18 protein-coding genes are annotated in these 18,181 nt (G+C 72.7%); 13 read left to right on the forward strand and 5 right to left on the reverse strand.

Going from position 1 to position 18,181, the window contains the following annotated elements:
* Positions 1 to 44: 44 nt before the first annotated feature.
* From IF55_RS10380 to IF55_RS10390, 3 genes are all read left to right on the forward strand, one after another.
* The gene (locus tag IF55_RS10380) at positions 45 to 953 is read left to right on the forward strand and encodes a bifunctional helix-turn-helix transcriptional regulator/GNAT family N-acetyltransferase (RefSeq protein WP_030881129.1); all 909 of its coding nucleotides are present in this window, start codon (positions 45 to 47) and stop codon (positions 951 to 953) included.
* A 262-nt stretch (positions 954 to 1,215) separates the two neighbouring features.
* On the forward strand, positions 1,216 to 1,587 hold the full coding sequence (locus IF55_RS10385) for a hypothetical protein (protein WP_030881131.1): 372 nt from the start codon (positions 1,216 to 1,218) through the stop codon (positions 1,585 to 1,587).
* A gap of 268 nt (positions 1,588 to 1,855) precedes the next feature.
* Positions 1,856 to 3,502, forward strand: coding sequence for a DNA repair helicase XPB (locus IF55_RS10390; protein WP_245661141.1), 1,647 nt, complete (start codon positions 1,856 to 1,858; stop codon positions 3,500 to 3,502).
* 30 nt (positions 3,503 to 3,532) lie between these two features.
* Here the strand turns inward: IF55_RS10390 and IF55_RS39715 are convergent, their stop codons facing one another.
* Positions 3,533 to 3,706 carry a hypothetical protein gene (locus IF55_RS39715; protein ID WP_169767195.1) on the reverse strand — a complete coding sequence of 58 codons (174 nt, stop codon included), beginning with the start codon at positions 3,704 to 3,706 and terminating at the stop codon, positions 3,533 to 3,535.
* A gap of 371 nt (positions 3,707 to 4,077) precedes the next feature.
* On the opposite strand from IF55_RS39715, the gene IF55_RS10400 reads away from it, so the two are divergent.
* Entirely contained in the window at positions 4,078 to 6,171 is a 2,094-nt protein-coding gene (locus IF55_RS10400) for a HelD family protein (RefSeq protein ID WP_398244880.1), read from the forward strand.
* A 54-nt stretch (positions 6,172 to 6,225) separates the two neighbouring features.
* Here the strand turns inward: IF55_RS10400 and IF55_RS10405 are convergent, their stop codons facing one another.
* Positions 6,226 to 7,122 carry a helix-turn-helix domain-containing protein gene (locus IF55_RS10405; RefSeq protein WP_030881140.1) on the reverse strand — a complete coding sequence of 299 codons (897 nt, stop codon included), beginning with the start codon at positions 7,120 to 7,122 and terminating at the stop codon, positions 6,226 to 6,228.
* A gap of 306 nt (positions 7,123 to 7,428) precedes the next feature.
* Positions 7,429 to 8,133 (reverse strand): copper homeostasis protein CutC, encoded by a 705-nt coding sequence (locus IF55_RS10410; protein ID WP_030881142.1) that lies wholly within the window; start codon positions 8,131 to 8,133, stop codon positions 7,429 to 7,431.
* 58 nt (positions 8,134 to 8,191) lie between these two features.
* Here IF55_RS10410 and IF55_RS10415 point away from each other — a divergent pair, with 58 nt between their 5' ends.
* Both IF55_RS10415 and IF55_RS10420 read left to right on the forward strand, forming a co-directional pair.
* Entirely contained in the window at positions 8,192 to 8,863 is a 672-nt protein-coding gene (locus tag IF55_RS10415) for an HD domain-containing protein (protein WP_030881144.1), read from the forward strand.
* 123 nt (positions 8,864 to 8,986) lie between these two features.
* Positions 8,987 to 10,261 carry a Cmx/CmrA family chloramphenicol efflux MFS transporter gene (locus IF55_RS10420; RefSeq protein WP_106980363.1) on the forward strand — a complete coding sequence of 425 codons (1,275 nt, stop codon included), beginning with the start codon at positions 8,987 to 8,989 and terminating at the stop codon, positions 10,259 to 10,261.
* 127 nt (positions 10,262 to 10,388) lie between these two features.
* Here the strand turns inward: IF55_RS10420 and IF55_RS10425 are convergent, their stop codons facing one another.
* Positions 10,389 to 10,652: a DUF4031 domain-containing protein gene (locus tag IF55_RS10425; RefSeq protein WP_030881149.1), complete on the reverse strand. Its 264-nt coding sequence runs from the start codon at positions 10,650 to 10,652 to the stop codon at positions 10,389 to 10,391.
* Positions 10,649 to 11,041, reverse strand: coding sequence for a hypothetical protein (locus tag IF55_RS10430; RefSeq protein WP_048831846.1), 393 nt, complete (start codon positions 11,039 to 11,041; stop codon positions 10,649 to 10,651). The genes IF55_RS10425 and IF55_RS10430 overlap by 4 nt, the downstream gene beginning before the upstream one ends.
* Before the next feature lie 94 nt (positions 11,042 to 11,135).
* Here IF55_RS10430 and IF55_RS10435 point away from each other — a divergent pair, with 94 nt between their 5' ends.
* The 7 genes from IF55_RS10435 to IF55_RS10465 all read left to right on the forward strand — a co-directional run bounded on the left by IF55_RS10435 (position 11,136) and on the right by IF55_RS10465 (position 18,119).
* A complete protein-coding gene (locus IF55_RS10435) occupies positions 11,136 to 12,062 on the forward strand; it encodes a MurR/RpiR family transcriptional regulator (protein WP_078644132.1) in 927 nt (308 codons plus the stop codon).
* Between the two features lie 265 nt (positions 12,063 to 12,327).
* Positions 12,328 to 13,278 (forward strand): N-acetylmuramic acid 6-phosphate etherase, encoded by a 951-nt coding sequence (murQ, locus tag IF55_RS10440; protein WP_030881155.1) that lies wholly within the window; start codon positions 12,328 to 12,330, stop codon positions 13,276 to 13,278.
* A 96-nt stretch (positions 13,279 to 13,374) separates the two neighbouring features.
* Positions 13,375 to 15,177, forward strand: coding sequence for a PTS transporter subunit EIIC (locus tag IF55_RS10445; RefSeq protein WP_078644082.1), 1,803 nt, complete (start codon positions 13,375 to 13,377; stop codon positions 15,175 to 15,177).
* Between the two features lie 318 nt (positions 15,178 to 15,495).
* Positions 15,496 to 15,930: a DinB family protein gene (locus IF55_RS10450; protein WP_030881161.1), complete on the forward strand. Its 435-nt coding sequence runs from the start codon at positions 15,496 to 15,498 to the stop codon at positions 15,928 to 15,930.
* A 60-nt stretch (positions 15,931 to 15,990) separates the two neighbouring features.
* Positions 15,991 to 16,605, forward strand: coding sequence for a maltokinase N-terminal cap-like domain-containing protein (locus IF55_RS10455; RefSeq protein ID WP_030881164.1), 615 nt, complete (start codon positions 15,991 to 15,993; stop codon positions 16,603 to 16,605).
* 179 nt (positions 16,606 to 16,784) lie between these two features.
* Entirely contained in the window at positions 16,785 to 17,342 is a 558-nt protein-coding gene (locus tag IF55_RS10460) for a GNAT family N-acetyltransferase (protein WP_037964303.1), read from the forward strand.
* Positions 17,343 to 17,441: 99 nt separating this feature from the next.
* Positions 17,442 to 18,119 (forward strand): class I SAM-dependent DNA methyltransferase, encoded by a 678-nt coding sequence (locus IF55_RS10465; RefSeq protein ID WP_030881170.1) that lies wholly within the window; start codon positions 17,442 to 17,444, stop codon positions 18,117 to 18,119.
* The last annotated feature ends 62 nt before the right edge of the window (positions 18,120 to 18,181 follow it).

Raw genomic sequence — 18,181 nt, forward strand, 5'->3', positions numbered from 1 at the left:
CCGTGTCGTTTACTCCACAGTCATTCTCTGACTAAGGTCAGAGAATGACTGTGGAGCAGGTAGCGGAAGTTGAGCAGGTAGAACAGGTACGGCGCTTCAACCGGACGGTCGCCGAGCGCGTAGGCGTGCTGCACGACCGTTACCTCGGCGGCTCGCGGCCGTACGGGCAGGCGCGGCTGCTCTGGGAGATCGGCGACGCGGAGACGCACGACATCCGCAGCGTACGAGACCGGCTCGGCCTCGACTCCGGTTACGTCAGCCGGCTGCTACGGGCGCTGGAGCGCGACGGCCTCGTCGCCGTCGAGACCCACCCCCGCGACCGGCGCGTACGCACCGTGCGGCTGACCGAGGCCGGGCGCGAGGAGCGCGTACTCCTCGACGACCGCAGCGACGCGCTCGCCGCGTCGCTGCTCGATCCGCTCGACGCCCGCCAGCGCGACCGGCTGACCTCGGCCATGGCGGAGGTCGAACGGCTGCTGACCGCCTCGGTGGTCTCCCTCGAAGTGCTCGACCCCGACCACCCGGACGCCGTGGACTGCCTCCGCTCGTACGCCGCCGAGCTGCACGAACTCTTCGACGGCGGCTTCGACCCCGCGAACAGCCGGCTCCCCGACCCGGGCGAGCTGCGCGCGCCGCGCGGCCTGTTTCTCGTCGCCCGGCTGCACGGCGAGCCGGTCGGCTGCGCCGGGCTGAAGCTGCCCGCGGGCGCGCCCGCCGAGATCAAGCGGCTGTGGGTCCGCCCCAGCGCCCGCGGGCTCGGCCTGGCCCGGCGCCTCCTGGCCGAACTGGAGGCTCGCGCCGTCCGGCACGGCAGAGAGCTGGTGCGCCTCGACACCAACAAGGCCCTGGAGGCGGCCACGCGCCTCTACCGCGACAACGGCTACACCGAGGTGCCCGCCTTCAACGACGAGTCCTACGCCCACCACTGGTTCGAAAAGCGGCTCATCCCCTAGGTGTGAACGCGACAGCACGGAAACGGTAGAAACGAAGGCTATAGAAACGAAGGCGGCATCGACGCCGCTCGACAAATGACGTGAATCCACGCGGCCCATATCCGGCAACACCGGAGAATTCAGGCATCACAGAATGGCGGCAATCGGAATATCCCCTACCCGTTGCCCCGTGCGGCGACAGTGCGCAATAGTTCGGGCCGGCAGTCAGGAAAGGGAGACTGCACCGGTTTCGCCCTACAAAGCCGCACAAAGGGGAGACGTCATGAGGTTGAAGAACGCAGTCCGATCGACCGCGGGTCTGGCCCTCGCGTTGGGCGCAGTACTGGCGCTGGGAGCATCCCCGGCCTATGCGGCGGACGTAAATGTGGTCCTCAATGGCCGCGGCACCGCACACTTCAAGGACGACGGCGACAAATTCACGGTATGCGACACCAACGCGGACGGCCACGGTGTTCAGATGTCCCTGTACCGCGCCTCCGACAGAAAGCTCCTGTGGACGATCACCGACGGAGGTGACGGGGGCTGCGACAGCAAGACCTACAACGTCGTGGGGAGCACGAAATACTTCATGGACCTCTGTTGGAGTGTCCCCGGCGCCGCATGTGTGAAGTCTCGCGAATTCAGCGAGAGCTGATCGGCTCGTATCTCTCGGTTCGTAGCCGTTCGCCGGCGTTGTGAGCCCCCCGGTCCCGACTGGTGGGGCTCACAGCCGTACCCGCCGTACCCCCATGGCCTCCTTCGGGGAAGCGGCCCCGCCCTCCTCCCGCGATGAGCGACCATGGAGGGTGGCGCGCACCCCGGCGCGTCGGCCGGGACACCCTTCCGGCGTCGGGCGCGGGGCATATCCCGTGCCGTGACAGATGTTGTTCCTGTCGCGAGACGACCTATCCATGGAGGAATGTGTGTCCTGCCTCATCGTCCAGAGCGACAAAACGCTGCTCCTGGAAGTGGATCATGAGCAGGCGGAGGCCTGCCGGCGGGCCATCGCGCCGTTCGCGGAGCTGGAGCGCGCCCCCGAGCACATCCACACATACCGCGTCACGCCGCTCGGGCTGTGGAACGCGCGGGCGGCCGGGCACGACGCCGAGCAGGTCGTGGACGCGCTGGTGCAGTACTCCCGCTACCCCGTGCCGCACGCCCTCCTGGTCGACGTCGCCGAGACCATGGCGCGGTACGGGCGGCTGAAGCTGCTCAAGCACCCGGTGCACGGGCTGGTCCTGGAGTCCACCGACCGCCCCGTACTGGAGGAGATCCTCCGTTCCAAGAAGGTGCAGCCGCTGGTCGGGGCGCGGATCGACCCGGACACCGTCGTCGTGCACCCCTCCGAGCGCGGGCAGATCAAGCAGACGCTGCTCAAGCTCGGCTGGCCGGCCGAGGACCTGGCCGGTTACGTGGACGGCGAGGCGCACACCATCGACCTCGACGAGAGCGGCTGGTCGCTGCGCCCGTACCAGAAGCAGGCCGTGGAGGGGTTCTGGCACGGCGGCTCCGGCGTCGTGGTGCTGCCCTGCGGCGCGGGCAAGACGCTCGTCGGCGCCGGCGCGATGGCCCAGGCGAAGGCGACCACGCTCATCCTCGTCACCAACACCGTCTCCGCCCGGCAGTGGAAGCACGAACTGGTCAAGCGCACGTCGCTCACCGAGGACGAGATCGGCGAGTACAGCGGTACGCGCAAGGAGATCCGTCCGGTCACCATCGCCACGTACCAGGTGCTGACGACCAAGCGGAAGGGCGTCTACCCGCACCTGGAGCTCTTCGACTCCCGCGACTGGGGCCTCATCGTCTACGACGAGGTGCACCTGCTGCCCGCGCCGGTGTTCAAGTTCACCGCCGACCTCCAGGCCCGCCGCCGCCTCGGGCTGACCGCCACGCTCGTACGGGAGGACGGGCGCGAGTCCGATGTCTTCTCGCTCATCGGGCCGAAGCGGTTCGACGCGCCGTGGAAGGAGATCGAGGCGCAGGGCTACATCGCCCCGGCCGACTGCGTGGAGGTGCGCGTCAACCTCACGGACTCGGAGCGGCTCGCGTACGCCACCGCCGAGACCGAGGAGAAGTACCGGTACTGCGCGACCACCGACACCAAGCGCCACGTCACCGAGGCGCTGGTGCGGCGGCATCAGGGCGAGCAGACGCTCGTCATCGGCCAGTACATCGACCAGCTCGACGAGCTGGGCGAGCACTTGGGCGCGCCCGTCATCAAGGGCGAGACGACGAACGCGCAGCGGGAAAAGCTCTTCGACGCCTTCCGGGAAGGCGAGATCAGCGTGCTGGTCGTCTCGAAGGTCGCGAACTTCTCCATCGACCTGCCCGAGGCGACGGTCGCCATCCAGGTCTCCGGAACGTTCGGGTCCCGGCAGGAAGAGGCACAGCGGCTCGGCCGCGTACTGCGCCCGAAGGCGGACGGGCACGAGGCCCGCTTCTACTCCGTCGTCGCCCGCGACACCGTCGACCAGGATTTCGCGGCCCACCGCCAGCGGTTCCTGGCGGAACAGGGCTACGCGTACCGGATCGTGGACGCGGACGAGCTGCTGTCGGGGGACGGAGTCTGACCCCCTCGCAGAGGGGCGGCGCCCCGGCTTCTACTTCTCGTCGGCGTAGTTCCCGAGGAGGACGACGCTGATCGCCGCCCCCGCGAAAACCTTGATCGCGCGAAGGGTGCCGCCCAGCCCGTGGCGCTGCTGGTCGGCGGCGGAGTCGATGGTGGCACCTCGGCGGGCGCCCTGGCCGGTGTGGGTGAAGGTTGCGGTGCTCATGTGTTCCATCATGGTTTTCGCGGGGCCGCCGCACATCGCCCTGCTGGTGTAACCCCGGCGGCGCGGCCGTACGACTCCAGGCCCATGCCCACCCCTACGGGAGAGGGACGGCGCCCCTGAGTACGGGCCCGGGGCCGTGGGGGGCGCCGCGATCGCCGGGCCATAAAACCATTAGCGCCCGGCATGAGTGCTGACTACAATCGCCGACTTCCCGCCTCCCACGCCATCGAGCCGCCGGGAGCGCCTCCGTCCGGACGGAAACCGGCCGGTATCTCGCTCGCTACCCACTCATAGACGGAGGCAGCACCGTGCTCTCGCACGCCCAGGGGCAGAACTCGGCAGAGACCCAGGTACCGGCCCCGGACCCGGAGCTGGGTCTGGACCCGGCCTCGGAGACCGACCAGGCCCAGGCCCAGACCCCGGAGACCAACCCGCTGGACCGGGAACGGGCCCACCTCACCGCGTCCCGCGCCGCGCTGCGGGCCATGCGCGCGGACGTCGAGTCCCTCGACATCAAGGACGTCACGGCGAACTGGGTCAACGCCGAAGTGCTCCAGAACCAGATCGAGGACCGGATCAAGGCGCTGGCCGACCTGGCCCACACGCCGCTGTTCTTCGGCCGCCTGGACTACGGGCACGCGCCCGGCACGGAGCTGGCCGAGGGGGCGGAGGGCGAGCAGTTCTACATCGGCCGCCGGCACGTCCACGACGCGGACGGCGACCCGATGGTCATCGACTGGCGCGCGCCCGTCTCCCAGCCCTTCTACCAGGCGTCGAAGAAGAACCCGCTGGATGTGCGGCTGCGCCGGCGCTTCGGCTACACGGGCGGCGAGCTGACGGCGTACGAGGACGAGCACCTCACCGACCGCACGGAGGCCGAGCAGGCCAGCAAGCTGCTCCAGAGCGAGATCGAGCGGCCGCGCGTCGGGCCGATGCGGGACATCGTCGCGACGATCCAGCCGGAGCAGGACGAGATCGTACGAGCGGGGATCGGCGGCACCGTGTGCGTGCAGGGCGCGCCCGGCACCGGGAAGACCGCCGTCGGCCTGCACCGCGTCGCGTACCTCCTGTACGCGCACCGCGACCGGCTCGCCCGTTCCGGCACTCTCGTCATCGGCCCGAACCGGTCCTTCCTCCACTACATCGAGCAGGTGCTCCCGGCGCTCGGCGAACTCAACGTCGCGCAGGCGACGGTGGACGATCTGGTCGCCCACGTGGAGGTGCGCGGTACGGACCCGGCGACGGCGGCCCGTATCAAGGGCGACGCGCGCATGGCCGAGGTGCTGCGGCGGGCGGTGCGCTCCGGGGTGACGATGCCGACGGAGGCGGTGGTCGTCGTCCGCGGCTCGCGGCGCTGGCGCGTACCGGCGTACGAGGTGGAGGAGATGGTCCAGGAGCTGCTGGCGCGCGACATCCGGTACGGGGCCGCCCGCGAGGCCCTTCCGCGGCGCATCGCGCACGCCGTGCTCGTACGGATGGAGGAGGCCGGCGAGGCCCCCGACGACCGGGTGCAGGACTCCGTGGCGCGCAACGCCGCCGTGAAGGCCGCGGTCAAGGCGGTCTGGCCGCCGGTCGACCCCGCGAAGCTGGTGCTGCGGCTGCTGGGCGACGCGGAGTTCCTGGCGGAGCACGCGGAGGGGGTGCTCACCCCGGAGGAGCAGAAGGAGATCCTGTGGGCGAAGCCCGCGCGCGGCGTGAAGTCCGCCAAGTGGTCCGCCGCGGACGCCGTGCTGATCGACGAGGCGCAGGACCTCATCGCCCGTACGCACTCGCTCGGGCATGTCGTACTCGACGAGGCGCAGGACCTGTCCCCCATGCAGTACCGCGCGGTGGGGCGGCGCTGCACGACGGGCTCCGCGACGATCCTCGGCGACCTGGCGCAGGGCACCACGCCGTGGGCGACGAACAGTTGGGAGGAGGCGCTGACGCACCTCGGCAAGCCGGACGCGACGGTCGAAGAGCTGACCCAGGGCTTCCGCGTGCCGCGCCAGGTCATCGCGTACGCCTCGCGGCTGCTCCCCGCCATCGCGCCGGGGCTGGCCGAGGCCACCTCCATCCGCGAGGCGGCGGGCGACTTCGCGGTACGGGCCGTGGCCCCCGACGACCTGGACGCCTCCGTCGTCACCGCCTGCCGCGAAGCGCTCGCCAAGGAGGGCTCCATCGGCCTCATCGCCGCCGACTCCCGCCTCCCGGCCCTGACCGAGGCCCTGACCCTGGCCGGCCTGACCCCCCTTGCCCCCGGCGACGAAACCACCCCCGAGGCCCGCCTAACCCTCGTCCCCGCCACCCTCGCCAAGGGCCTCGAATACGACTACGTGGTCCTCGACGAACCCACCGCCATCATCAACGCCGAACCCGACCAACGCACCGGCCTCCGCCGCCTGTACGTCTCCCTGACCCGAGCCGTATCGGGCCTGACAGTCCTCCACTCGGCCCCACTGCCGGAGCAGTTGGCGGCGATCTGAGCAGGACTGTGAGCTGGGGCCGGGGGCGGCGCCGCGCCGAAAGGACGGAATTCTTCAGCGTGCGGGGCCGTGCTCCGCGATGAGGGCTTCCACGAGCCAGCAGTGCGCCGCTCCGAGGGTGGGCTCGGCGTCCGTGGTGATGGTCTTCAGGTGCTGCCAGTAGCGGCGGAACATGGGAATGGTGGTGCGGAACTCCGCCGCCACGGAAGCGCGGAACGCGGGGGTGTTCTCCGCGCCGCGGCCGCGGGCACAGGCGCCGGAGAAGATGCTCAACGCCTCGCACCTGTGCGGCGCGCGGCCCGCCGCGACAACGGGGGCGGCGCCTTCGGACGCCTCGATGAGCGCCGCGTACAGCGATGCCTTGTCCCGCACATAGGGCGCGGCCCAGTAGGACAGGAACGCCGGCTCCACTACGAGGGTGTGCAGCTCCGCGTAGGCCAGCACGGTCTCTGGCGTGGGGGCGCGGGGCGGTTCGGGAACGGCCTGCGCGGTGATGGCGTCGGTCAGGCGGGCGGGTACGGACGCGGGCACGACGCGCTCCCACGCCCGCGCGAAGTCCGCGGCGGCTTCCGGCAGGCGTTGGACTCGCGCCAACAGGTGCAGCCGGCGCAGCCGCTCGGGGCCGGTCCCCTCTTCGACCGCCTGCAACGCGGCCTCGCGCCAGCGGAGTTCGGTCATCTGAGCCCGGGTGCCGGCCAGTTGTTCCGCCACCACGTCGTCGAAGGCGCGGTCCCCGGCCGCGACCCCGGCGATGGCCGCGATCGGGATGTCCAGCGCGCGCAGGTGCCGTACCAGCCGCAACTGCTCCAACGCCCTCGGCGGGTAGCGGCGGTGGCCCCCGTCGCTGCGCCGGGCCGTCGGCAGCAGGCCGATGTCGGAGTAGTACCGGATGGTCTTCACCGACAGCCCCGCCCGGGCAGCCAACTCCCCAATCGACCAAGTGATGCTCATCACACCCCCTTGATTCTCCCGTGCGGTGGAGGTCTTAGCGTACGAAGCACCGGGCCGAAGAAGGAATGGCACAACACGGCCGGGACCCGGCTCCGGTGGCCCGCGGGGGAGCCCACCGGAGCCCACCCGGCCCACCCCCAGCGGTAGCTGGGGGCGCTTGAGGGCACAGGAACGGCCGGGACCACCAGCCCGCACCAAACCGACCCGCGGAGCCAAATCAGCCCGCCCGGCGCTTGAGGGCACAGGAAGGGCCGGGCCCACCGGCCCGCACCAAGCCGGCCGGCGGGCCCCGCAAAGCCGTGGAGACTAAGCGTCCAGCGCCCGGCGCCAGAGGCGTACCGCGTCGGCGTCGACCGGGGCTTCCCAGCCGGCGGGGCGTGACGCGACGCCGATGTGGAAGGCGTCTACGCCGGCGGCGCGGAGGGTGGGGACGTGTTCGAGGCGGAGGCCGCCGCCGACGAGCATCTGGGGTTCGTAGCCGGGGTCGCCGGCGGCGTGGCGGGCCTGTTCGGCGAGGAGGGTTTCGAGGCCGTCGCCGACGCCCGTCGGGGAGCCGGCCGTGAGGTAGGTGTCCAGGCCGGGCTGGTCGGCGAGTTGTTTGCGCAGGGCGTCGCGGTCGGCGGCCCGGTCCACGGCCCGGTGGAACGTCCAGCGGGCCGCCGGCCCCATCGCCTCGGCGAGGGCGTCCACCGCCGCCAGGTCCGCCCGCCCGTCCGGCGTGAGGAAGCCGAGGACGAACTCCTCGGCCCCCTCCTCGCGCAGCGCCCGCGCCGCGCCGCAGAGCGCGTCGAGCGCCGCCGCGTCGCCGGCCGAGAAGCCGTCCGTGGCGCGCAGCATCACGCGCACCCGCAGGGACACGGCGGCGCGCACGGCGGCGAAGGTCTCGCGGGCGGGGGTCAGGCCGTCGGCAGCCATGTCAGCGACCAGTTCGAGGCGGTCCGCCCCTCCGGCCTCGGCCGCGATCGCGTCCTCCGTACTGAGGGCGATCACCTCAAGCATTGGTCTAGACATGTAGCACAGCGTGCCACAACCGCGACCACCAGCGAAAGCTGTACCCCACAATTGGCTCATGGCTGCCTCCACCGAGCACCCGCCCGGCCCCTCCCCCGCGCTGCTCGCGCGCTGGTCCGACCTGGTCGCCTCGGCGCGCGGCGACGCCGAGGGCCCCGACCCCCGCCCGTACGGCGAGAACCTCCTCACCCGTTGGGCCGAACCGCAGCGCCGCTACCACACCACCGCCCACCTCGCCGTCGTCCTCGACCGCGTCGACGAGCTGTCCGCCCACGCCGAGAACCCCGCGACCGTGGCCCTCGCCGCCTGGTTCCACGACGCCGTCTACCGCCCCGACCGCTCCGAGAACGAGGAGCGCAGCGCCCGTCTCGCCGAGCGCGCCCTCCCGGAACTCGGCTTCGACGCGGCCCGTACGGCCGAGGTCGCCCGGCTCGTACGGCTCACCGCCACCCACGCCCCGGAGCCCGACGACCGCAACGGCGCGGTCCTGTGCGACGCGAACCTCGCGGTGCTGGCGGGCGCGCCGCAGGAGTACGCGGCGTACGCGGCGGCGGTACGCGCGGAGTACGGCTTCGTCCCGGACGACGCGTTCCGCGAGGGGCGCGCGCACGTCCTGCGCCGCCTGCTCGCGCTGGAGCGCCTGTTCCGTACGCCCCAGGGGTACGACCGCTGGGAGCACACGGCCCGCCGCAACATGGCCACGGAACTGGAGCTGCTGTCGGCGCGCTGAGGCCGAACCGGAGCGCCGCACCGCCCCCGCAGAGGCTCATCCACCCCACGGGAATACTCCGCCCCATAGGCGACGCTGGCTCCCAATATGCCCAATGCCCTGCCCAACACCCCTACGTCCCGCATGCCCGTCGCCGTCTACGTGCTCGGGCTGTCCGTCTTCGCACTCGGAACCTCTGAATTCATGCTCTCGGGGCTGCTCCAGCCCCTGGCACGCGACATGGGCGTATCGATTCCGCAGGCCGGTCTCCTCGTCTCCGCCTTCGCGATCGGCATGGTCGTGGGCGCCCCCGTACTGGCGGCGGCCACGCTGCGGCTCCCGCGCCGCACCACCCTGATCGCCCTGCTCGCCATATTCGGCCTGGGCCAGGTCGTCGGCGCGCTGGCCCCCTCGTACGCGGTGCTCTTCGTCTCCCGCGTCGTGAGCGCGCTGGCCTGCGCCGGTTTCTGGGCGGTGGGCGCGGCCGTCGCCGTGTCGCTGGTGCCGGTCACCGCGCGGGCGCGCGCCATGGCCGTGATGGTCGGCGGATTGTCGATCGCGAACATCGCCGGCGTGCCGGCGGGCGCGTTCCTCGGACAGCACGCCGGCTGGCGCGCGGCGTTCTGGGCCGTGGCCGGTCTGTCGCTGCTCGGGCTCATCGGCGTGACCGCGCTCGTACCCCGCACCAAGCCCGCCACGGGCGCCGACGCGCCCCGGCTCCGTACCGAGCTGTCCATCTACCGCGACCGCCAGGTGTGGCTCGCGCTCACCGCCACCGCGCTCAACGGCGCGGCCGTCTTCTGCCTCTTCTCCTACCTCGCGCCGCTGCTCACCGAGACCGCCGGGATGAAGGAGAGCCTTGTCCCGATGGTGCTGGCGCTCTTCGGCGTCGGCGCGCTGATCGGCACCGCCGTCGGCGGCCGGGTCGCCGACGCGCACCTCTTCGGCACGATGTACGCGGGCATCACCGCCTCCACCGTCGTCCTCGCGATCCTGGCCCTGACGGCGCACAGCGCCCCGGCCGCCGTCGTACTGGCCCTGATGCTCGGCGTCTCCGCCTTCACGACCGCGCCCGCGCTCAACGCCCGGATGTTCAACGTCGCCGCCGCCGCGCCGACGCTCGCGGGCGCGACCACCACCTCCGCCTTCAACATCGGCAACACGCTCGGCCCCTGGCTCGGCGGCCTCGTCATCGGCGCGGGCTGGGGATACCCGGCGGTGGCCTGGACGGGCGCGGCGCTCGCGGCGGGCGCCGTGGCCACGACGGCCGTCGCCTCGCGCCTGCACCGCGCGAGCGCCGCGGGCACCTCGTCGTCCCGGCTGGTCGCCTCCTCCGCGGACTCGGCGCACGCGGCGCCCTCACTGGAGAAGGACTCGCTGGAGAAGCCGGCCTGCGCCACGACCGCCACGACCGACTGAGACGGACCCGCCGCTGAGACGGTCCCGCCGCTGAGGCGGACCCGCCGCTGAGGCGGACCCGCCGCTTTACGCGCAGGGGCCCGGGCTTACGCGCAGGGGCTTACGGCCACGGGCCGGGGATCGCGTTTCATCCCCGGCCCTTGGCCCGCCGCAGCCCCGCTGCCGTCAACCGCCGCACCAGTTCCTTGCTGCCGACCTCCACGGCCCCGGCCCGTACGGCGTCCGCGTACCGCGTCGACGGCAGGTCGTAGTGGTCCCGGTCGAAGGCGCGCGGCGGGCACCCTATGCCCGCCGCGAAGGCGTGCAGTTCGTCGTACGACACGTCGCTGACCAGGTGCGACCACAGCCGCCCGTGCCCCGGCCAGGTCGGCGGGTCGAGGTACACGGTCACGAGGGCCCGCCGCCCGGCTCGTCGGCGGGGCCCCGCCCCAGCCGTCCGACGGGCGCGACGACCACCCCGACCTTGCCGCAGACCCAGTGCGGGTCCGGGCCCAGCTCGGGCTCCACGTCCAGCGCGTGCGGGCTGCCGTCTCCCACGCAGACCGGGCACAGCGGCCACCGCCCGTACCGCTCCAGCAGCGCGTCCTGTACGTCCTGGGCGACGAGCCCGGCCACGAACTCGGCGCCCTGCGGCCACTGCTCGACCCACCACCGGCGGTGCGCGACGGCGTCCTCCACGAGCGATACGACGTCGGCCTCGGCGACCTCACCGGCCACCAGGTCGGCGAGGATGAGCGCCCGCGCCGTGTGCAATGACTGTTCGAGCTCCATGCCTTCCATTGTCGCGCGGACGCCTCACCCGGGGCGAAAGTCCCCTTCGTCGCGCTGTCCACAGGGGGTTGACGGGGCCCCGCCCTGAAAATATCTTTCAATGGTGAGCAGTGAACTGAAGGAAACTTTCGCAGCAGCCGGTTCCACGCCGCCACCCCCGGCGACCCTGGCGGCCAGGGTCCGCACGCTCGGGCCCTCCATGACCCGCTCCATGCAGCGCGTCGCCGAGGCCGTGGCCCAGGACCCGGCCGGCTGCGCCGCGCTCACCGTCACCGCCCTCGCGGAGCGCACGGGCACGAGTGAGGCCACGGTCGTCCGGACGGCCCGCACGCTCGGCTATCCCGGCTACCGCGATCTGCGGCTGGCGCTCGCCGCCCTCGCCGCGCAGCAGGCGGCCGGCCGCGCCCCGGCCGTCACCGCCGACATCGCCGTCGACGACTCCATCATCGACGTCGTCGCCAAGCTCGCCCATGAGGAACAGCAGTGCCTCGCCGACACCGCCGCCGGGCTCGACACCACGCAGTTGGAGTCCGCGATCGCGGCGCTCGTCGGGGCGCGGCGCATCGATGTGTACGGCATCGGGGCGTCCAGCCTCGTCGGCCAGGACCTCGTGCAGAAGCTGCTGCGCATCGGCCTCATCGCGCACTCCCACTCCGACCCGCACCTGGCGGTCACCAACGCCGTGCAGTTGCGCGCCGGGGACGTCGCCATCGCCATCACGCACTCGGGGCGGACGACGGACGTCATAGAGCCGCTGCGCGCCGCCTTCGACCAGGGGGCCACCACGGTCGCGATCACGGGCCGCCCCGACGGGGACATCGCGCAGTACGCGGACCACATCCTCACCACCTCCACCGCGCGCGAGAGCGAGCTGCGCCCGGCCGCCATGTCGAGCCGTACGAGCCAGCTCCTGGTCGTGGACTGCCTGTTCATAGGGGTGGCGCAGCGTACGTACGAGACGGCCGCGCCGGCGCTGTCCGCCTCGTACGAGGCGCTGGCCCACCGCCGCGACCCACGCGCGGGCCGCTGAGGCGGCCGGCATCGGGGCGCGCCGCAGCCGGGCCCGTACGAGCGGTACCGACACCCTGTCCGTACGAGAGGCACGGCCCCCGGGCCCGTACGAGCACTACCGCCGCCCGCCCGTACGAGCACTACCGCCGCCCGGCCCGTACGCGACAACAGCGCCCCGCCCGTAACCCGCCCACCGACACCCGACACCCACCACCGACGCCCCTCCCCCCACGCCCGTACCAAAGATGTCGCCAGCAGAGAAGCAGAGAAAGAGCCGCACTGCCATGACGCCCTCCGTCACCCCTCCCCCCGCTGACTACGCACGGCTGCGGGCCCAGCTCGACACGCTCGCCACCGAGGCGTTCCGCCCCGAGCTGGCCGAGATCGACCGGCTCCCCACGCTCGACATCGCGAAGATCATGAACGGCGAGGACGCGACGGTCCCCGCGGCCGTGGCCGCCGAACTGCCGCGCATCGCCGCCGCCATCGACGCCACCGCCGAGCGGATGGCCCGCGGCGGCCGGCTGGTCTACGCGGGCGCGGGCACGGCGGGGCGGCTCGGCATCCTCGACGCGAGCGAGTGCCCGCCGACCTTCAACACGGCCCCGACCGAGGTCGTCGGCCTCATCGCGGGCGGTCCGCCGGCGATGGTCACAGCCGTCGAGGGGGCCGAGGACAGCAAGGAGCTGGCGGCGGCCGACCTCGACGCGCTGGACCTGCGCGCCGAGGACACCGTGGTCGGCATCTCCGCCTCGGGCCGCACGCCGTACGCGATCGGGGCCGTCGAGCACGCCCGCGCGGCCGGGGCGCTCACCATCGGGCTGTCCTGCAACCCCGACTCGGCGCTCGCGGCCGCCTCCGAGCACGGCATCGAGGTCGTCGTCGGCCCCGAACTCCTCACCGGCTCGACCCGGTTGAAGGCGGGCACGGCGCAGAAGCTCGTCCTGAACATGCTCTCGACGATCACGATGATCCGGCTCGGCAAGACCTACGGAAACCTGATGGTCGACGTGCGGGCCTCCAACGAGAAGCTGCGGGCCCGTTCGCGGCGCATCGTCGCGCTGGCGACCGGGGCCGCGGACGCCGAGATCGAGGCGGCGCTGGCCGCGACCGGCGGGGAGGTGAAGAACGCGATCCTCGTCATCCTCGGCGGCGTGGACGGCCCCGCCGCCGCCCGCCTCCTCGCCGAATCCGGCGGCCATCTGCGTGCGGCGCTGCACGCGTCGATGGCCTGACGGCCCTCGGGCGGCCCGGCGTCCCGGGCCCCGAAACCCAGCCCGGCCCCGCGCGCCCATCGCGCGGGCCCCACACCAGAACAAGGCACCCGCACCATGGCAACAGACGACAAGAACCGCGCCACCGCCGCCGCGATCCTCCCGCTCGTCGGCGGCGCCGAGAACATCGACACCATCGCCCACTGCATGACCCGCCTCCGGCTCTCGCTCCGGGACCGTTCCCTGGTGCGGGAGGAGGAGCTGAAGGCGCTGCCCGCGGTGATGGGGGTGGTGGACGACGACACGTACCAGATCGTGCTCGGTCCGGGCACGGTTGCGAGGGTCACGCCGGAGTTCGAGGCGCTGGTGGCGGAGGAGCGTACGGCCGCCGATCAGGCGACCCCGCCCGCCGGGCAGGCATCGGCCTCCGCTCCGGCGTCGGCTGCCAAGCCCACATCGGCCCCCAAGCCCACATCGGCCGCCGAACCGGCATCCGCCGCCGCTCCCGACGAGGGCGCCGCTCCGGGCGAAGGCTCCGCTCCGGGTGAGGGCTCCGCCCCCGGACCCCGCCCGACGACGGCCGACGAGCTGGCGGCGCAGGGCGCGGCGATCAAGCAGCGGCAGAAGGCCCGTAACGCCACGCCGGTCAAGCTCTTCCTCCGCCGGATCGCGAACATCTTCGTGCCGCTGATCCCGGCGCTCATCGGCTGCGGCATCGTCGCGGGCATCAACGGCCTGCTGGCCAACCTGGGCTGGCTGCCCGGTATCGTCCCGGCGCTCACGGCGATCGCCTCGGGGTTCATGTCGCTGATCGCGGTGTTCGTCGGCTACAACACGGCGAAGGAGTTCGGCGGCACGCCGATCCTCGGCGGGGCGGTGGCGGCGATCATCGTCTTCGCGGGCGTGCAGAACGTCAGCGCGTTCGGCCAGAAGCTCGCGCCGGGGCAGGGCGGCGTGCTGGGCGCGCTGGGCGCGGCGCTGCTCGCCGTATACGTGGAGAAGCAGTGCCGAAGGTGGGTGCCGGAGGCCCTGGACGTGCTGGTCACGCCCACCCTCACGGTGCTGGTGTCCGGTCTGGTCACCCTCTTCGGCCTGATGTTCGTCGCGGGCGAGGTCTCGACGGCCATCGGCGACTTCGCGAACTGGCTGCTGGCCAACGGCGGGGCGGGCGCGGGCTTCGTGCTCGGCGGCCTCTTCCTCCCGCTGGTGATGCTCGGCCTGCACCAGGCCCTCATCCCCATCCACACCACCCTCATCCAGCAGCAGGGGTTCACGGTCCTGCTGCCCATCCTGGCCATGGCGGGCGCGGGCCAGGTCGGCGCGGCCGTCGCGGTCTACCTGCGGCTGCCGCGCAACGAATCGATCCGCAAGACCATCAAGTCCGCTCTCCCCGCCGGTTTCCTGGGCGTCGGGGAACCCCTCATCTACGGCGTCTCGCTCCCGCTGGGCCGCCCCTTCATCACCGCGTGCGTCGGCGGCGCGTTCGGCGGCGGTTTCGTCGGCCTCTTCAACCAGCTCGGCGACGCGGTCGGCTCCACCGCCATCGGCCCCTCCGGCTGGGCCCTCTTCCCCCTCCTCAAGGGCGACCACGGCCTCGGGACCACGGTCGCGATCTACGCGGCGGGGCTGGTGGCCGGTTACGTCGTGGGGTTCGTGGCCACGTACTTCTTCGGCTTCAGCAAGCAGATGCTCGTGGAGCTGAACGAGCCCAAGGCGGGAAGCGCGCCGGGCGCGACCGCTCCGGCCGGGGCGGACGACGCCCCGCCGGCCTCGGCCGCCGCGCAGACCACTGGACAGACCGCCGCCGCGAAGACCACGGGGCAGGCCGCCGCCGGGCAGGCCGCCGCCGGGCAGACCGCCGGAGAGACCGGCGCTGGGCAGACCGGCGCCGGAGCGGAGGGCGCACCGGCGACGGTCTAGGCGAGGGCCCGGCGCAGGCCGGGCGAGGGCCCGGCGCAAGCCCGAGCCTGGTCCGAGCCTGCGCCGGGGGAGGTCCAGGCCGGTCCGGGCAGGCTCGGGCCTCGCCCCGGCGAGATCCAGGCCGGTCCGGGCTTGGCCCCCGCGAGGTCCGGGCCTGGCCCCCGCGAGGTCCGGGCCAGGTCAGGCAAGGCCCAGACCGGTTCCCGGCCTGGTCTAGGGTGGCGGCCCATGGAGAAATGGGGCGCGAGTCTGTACGGAAATCCCTGTGCCGGTTGTGACTTCGAGTGGTCGCTGACCCCTCACGAGGCCGTCCGGAGCGTGACGGAACTGCCCGCTCGCTGCCGCGGCCTGCTGGCGGGCCACACCGGCTACGAGCGCCACCCGGACCTCGGGTGGACGCCCGCGGGTTACGTCAGCCACATCACCGACAACCTGCGCAACTGGGCCGAACGGCTCGCCGGGGCCCGGCTCTCGGGGGCCGTCGACGTGCCCGGCTACGACCCGGACCTGGTCGCCGAGGGACGCTCGTACAACCAGATCGCCCCGGCGGCGGCCCTCTGGTCGCTGGAGCGCGCGGCGGACGCCTGGGCGAGTTCGGTGACCGCCGCGCTCGACGCCGGGACCGTCCTGCGGCACGCCGAGCGGGGCGCGCAGCGCGCCGAGGACGTGGCACGCAACAACGCACACGACGGGCACCACCACCTCTGGGACATCCAACGCATCCTGCGCTATGCCGGGCGGCCGAAAGTCTGATCTCATTCGACCGAGAGGGGAGTCGCAGGACTGCCCGGACCGTGACGTGAGGGAGCTCGCATGGCGACCGTCTACCGCACCACCATGAAGCCCACCAAGCTCGAACTGCTCACCGACTGGCTGCCGAGGCAGAGCTGGTACGCGGGCGGCGCGGAGGCGCCCGACCTGAGCAGGGCGGGCGGGTTCCGGCTGGACGACCCGGAGGGCGCGGTCGGGATCGAGTTCATGGTCGCCGTGGACGCGGCCGGGCCGGAGCCGGTGGCGTACCTGGTGCCGCTCAGCTACCGCGGCGCCCCGCTGGAGGGCGCGCCCGACGAGGCGCTGATCGGCACCTCCGAGCACGGCGTGCTCGGCACCCGCTGGATCTACGACGGCGTCCACGACCCGGTGCTGATGGGCCAGTTGCACGCCCTCCTGCGCGGCGAGGCGACGCCGCAGCAGCAGAGCGTCAGCGACACCCCGGACCCGACCGTCACCGTGCACGGCACCACCCTCGGCACCGGGGCCGGCCCGGACGCCGGGGCCGAGGCAGCCGCCGGGGCCGAGGTCCACGTCCACCGCGTCCTCGCGGTGGCGGAGACCTCCGAGGAGTCGGCCGCGTGCGTCATCGCCGGATGGACCTGGCCGAACGGGATGGCGGCGCGCGGCGTCTTCGCGACCGTGACGCCAGGCTGAGCCGGGGGGCGCCGCCACCGGGCGGCGGGCCCCGGCTCGAACTGGCCCCGGACCGAGAGCCCGTCCCGGACCGAACCCGTTCCGGACCGAGCCCGCCCCGGGCCGAACCCGTCACCGATCGAACTGGTTGCGGATCGAACTGGTTGCGGATTGGCGCACCGCGAACAATCATGACCGCCATGGCGCGCCCCAGACGGATCATCGATTGCGGGGACTTCACCCTGCGCTGCTGGCGGGCGCAGGAGGACTTCGCCGCCGCCTTCACGCTGATCGAGGAGTCCTTGGAGCATCTGCGCCCCTGGGAGCCGTGGGTCGCCGGGCACAGCGAGGAGAGCACTCGCGCTCTCCTCGCGAACTGCGAGTCGAAGTGGGCGACGGGCGAGGTCTACAACTACGCGATCGCCAAGGACGGCGCCCCCATCGGCATGTGCCAGAGCTACCGGGCGCCCGAGCCCCGGGGCCGCTGCCTGGGCTACTGGCTGCACCCCGCCGCCACCGGCCAGGGCATCGCCACGAGAGCGGCGGCGGCCCTGGTCGCCGAGATGTTCGCGCTGCCGGCGGTCGAGTACCTGGAGATCACCCACGACTCCGCCAACGCCTCCAGCGCCGCCATCCCCCGTCGCCTCGGCTTCACCCAGCTCCGCCAGGAACCCGCTCCCCCGCCCGTAGCCCCCTCCGGCAGCGGCATCAACGTGACCTGGCGTCTGGCCCGCCCCGCACCACCCACCGCCCCCTGAGCCCCACGGGCTCAAGAACGGCGGGCCACGGCACGTAAGGACCCCAACCAACCGCCCCCACCGGCTGGTTGGCGGCGGCCTCGACTTTAGGGTGAGCCGATGCAAACACACCCGCAGCCCCCCATCGACCGCCCGGCGGACCTCGACACGGTCCGCGACTCGTACGACCGGGTGGCCGACAACTACGCCCACATGGTGGCGACCACGGGAATGGGCGACATCCGCCGCCACCCCTGGCTCAAGGCGTCGATCGACGTCTTCGCCGACGCGGTGCGCGGACTCGGGCCCGTACTCGACGTCGGCTGCGGCCCCGGCACGGTGACCGCCTATCTCGCGGAGCGCGGCATCGACGTATCCGGCGTGGACCTCTCCCCCCGCATGATCGAGAACGCGCGCCGCCTCCACCCGGAGTGCCGTTTCAGCGTCTCCTCCGTCACCGACCTCGACCTCGAAGCGGCGTCGCTCGGCGGCGTGCTCGGGTGGTGGTCGCTGTTCAACCTCCCGCGCGCGATCCTTCCGCAGGTCCTGGCCATGTTCGCGCGCGCACTGAAGCCGGGCGGCCACTTCATCACGGGAACGCACGTCGGCGACGGGGACATGGTGCGCACCGAGGCGTACGGAGGGGTGCCCGTCCGCTGGACCACGCACAGGTGGCTGCCGGAGCAATTCGCGGAACTGATCGAGCAGGCCGGCCTGCGCCCGGTCGCCGAGCTTCGGCTGCCGCCGAACGAACACAGCGGGCCGAGCGTGGTCATCATGGCCGAACGCCCCGCCTGACGCCGCCGCCCCGAAAGCCGCGCCCGACACCCCGGAGCTCAAGCCCCGCGGTTCGGGCGCTC

The organism is Streptomyces varsoviensis, assembly GCF_000718635.1.
In the GTDB taxonomy this organism is placed as follows: Bacteria; Actinomycetota; Actinomycetes; order Streptomycetales; family Streptomycetaceae; genus Streptomyces; species Streptomyces varsoviensis.

Coding starts and splice junctions, on each gene's coding strand:
- IF55_RS39715 (WP_169767195.1), bottom strand. CDS start 3,706: ATGAGCACCGCAACCTTCACCCACACCGGCCAGGGCGCCCGCCGAGGT.
- IF55_RS10385 (WP_030881131.1), top strand. CDS start 1,216: ATGAGGTTGAAGAACGCAGTCCGATCGACCGCGGGTCTGGCCCTCGCG.
- IF55_RS10420 (WP_106980363.1), top strand. CDS start 8,987: ATGCCCGTCGCCGTCTACGTGCTCGGGCTGTCCGTCTTCGCACTCGGA.
- IF55_RS10445 (WP_078644082.1), top strand. CDS start 13,375: ATGGCAACAGACGACAAGAACCGCGCCACCGCCGCCGCGATCCTCCCG.
- IF55_RS10430 (WP_048831846.1), bottom strand. CDS start 11,041: ATGGAAGGCATGGAGCTCGAACAGTCATTGCACACGGCGCGGGCGCTC.
- IF55_RS10460 (WP_037964303.1), top strand. CDS start 16,785: ATGGCGCGCCCCAGACGGATCATCGATTGCGGGGACTTCACCCTGCGC.
- IF55_RS10455 (WP_030881164.1), top strand. CDS start 15,991: ATGGCGACCGTCTACCGCACCACCATGAAGCCCACCAAGCTCGAACTG.
- IF55_RS10410 (WP_030881142.1), bottom strand. CDS start 8,133: ATGTCTAGACCAATGCTTGAGGTGATCGCCCTCAGTACGGAGGACGCG.
- IF55_RS10380 (WP_030881129.1), top strand. CDS start 45: ATGACTGTGGAGCAGGTAGCGGAAGTTGAGCAGGTAGAACAGGTACGG.
- IF55_RS10415 (WP_030881144.1), top strand. CDS start 8,192: ATGGCTGCCTCCACCGAGCACCCGCCCGGCCCCTCCCCCGCGCTGCTC.
- IF55_RS10405 (WP_030881140.1), bottom strand. CDS start 7,122: ATGAGCATCACTTGGTCGATTGGGGAGTTGGCTGCCCGGGCGGGGCTG.
- IF55_RS10465 (WP_030881170.1), top strand. CDS start 17,442: ATGCAAACACACCCGCAGCCCCCCATCGACCGCCCGGCGGACCTCGAC.
- murQ (WP_030881155.1), top strand. CDS start 12,328: ATGACGCCCTCCGTCACCCCTCCCCCCGCTGACTACGCACGGCTGCGG.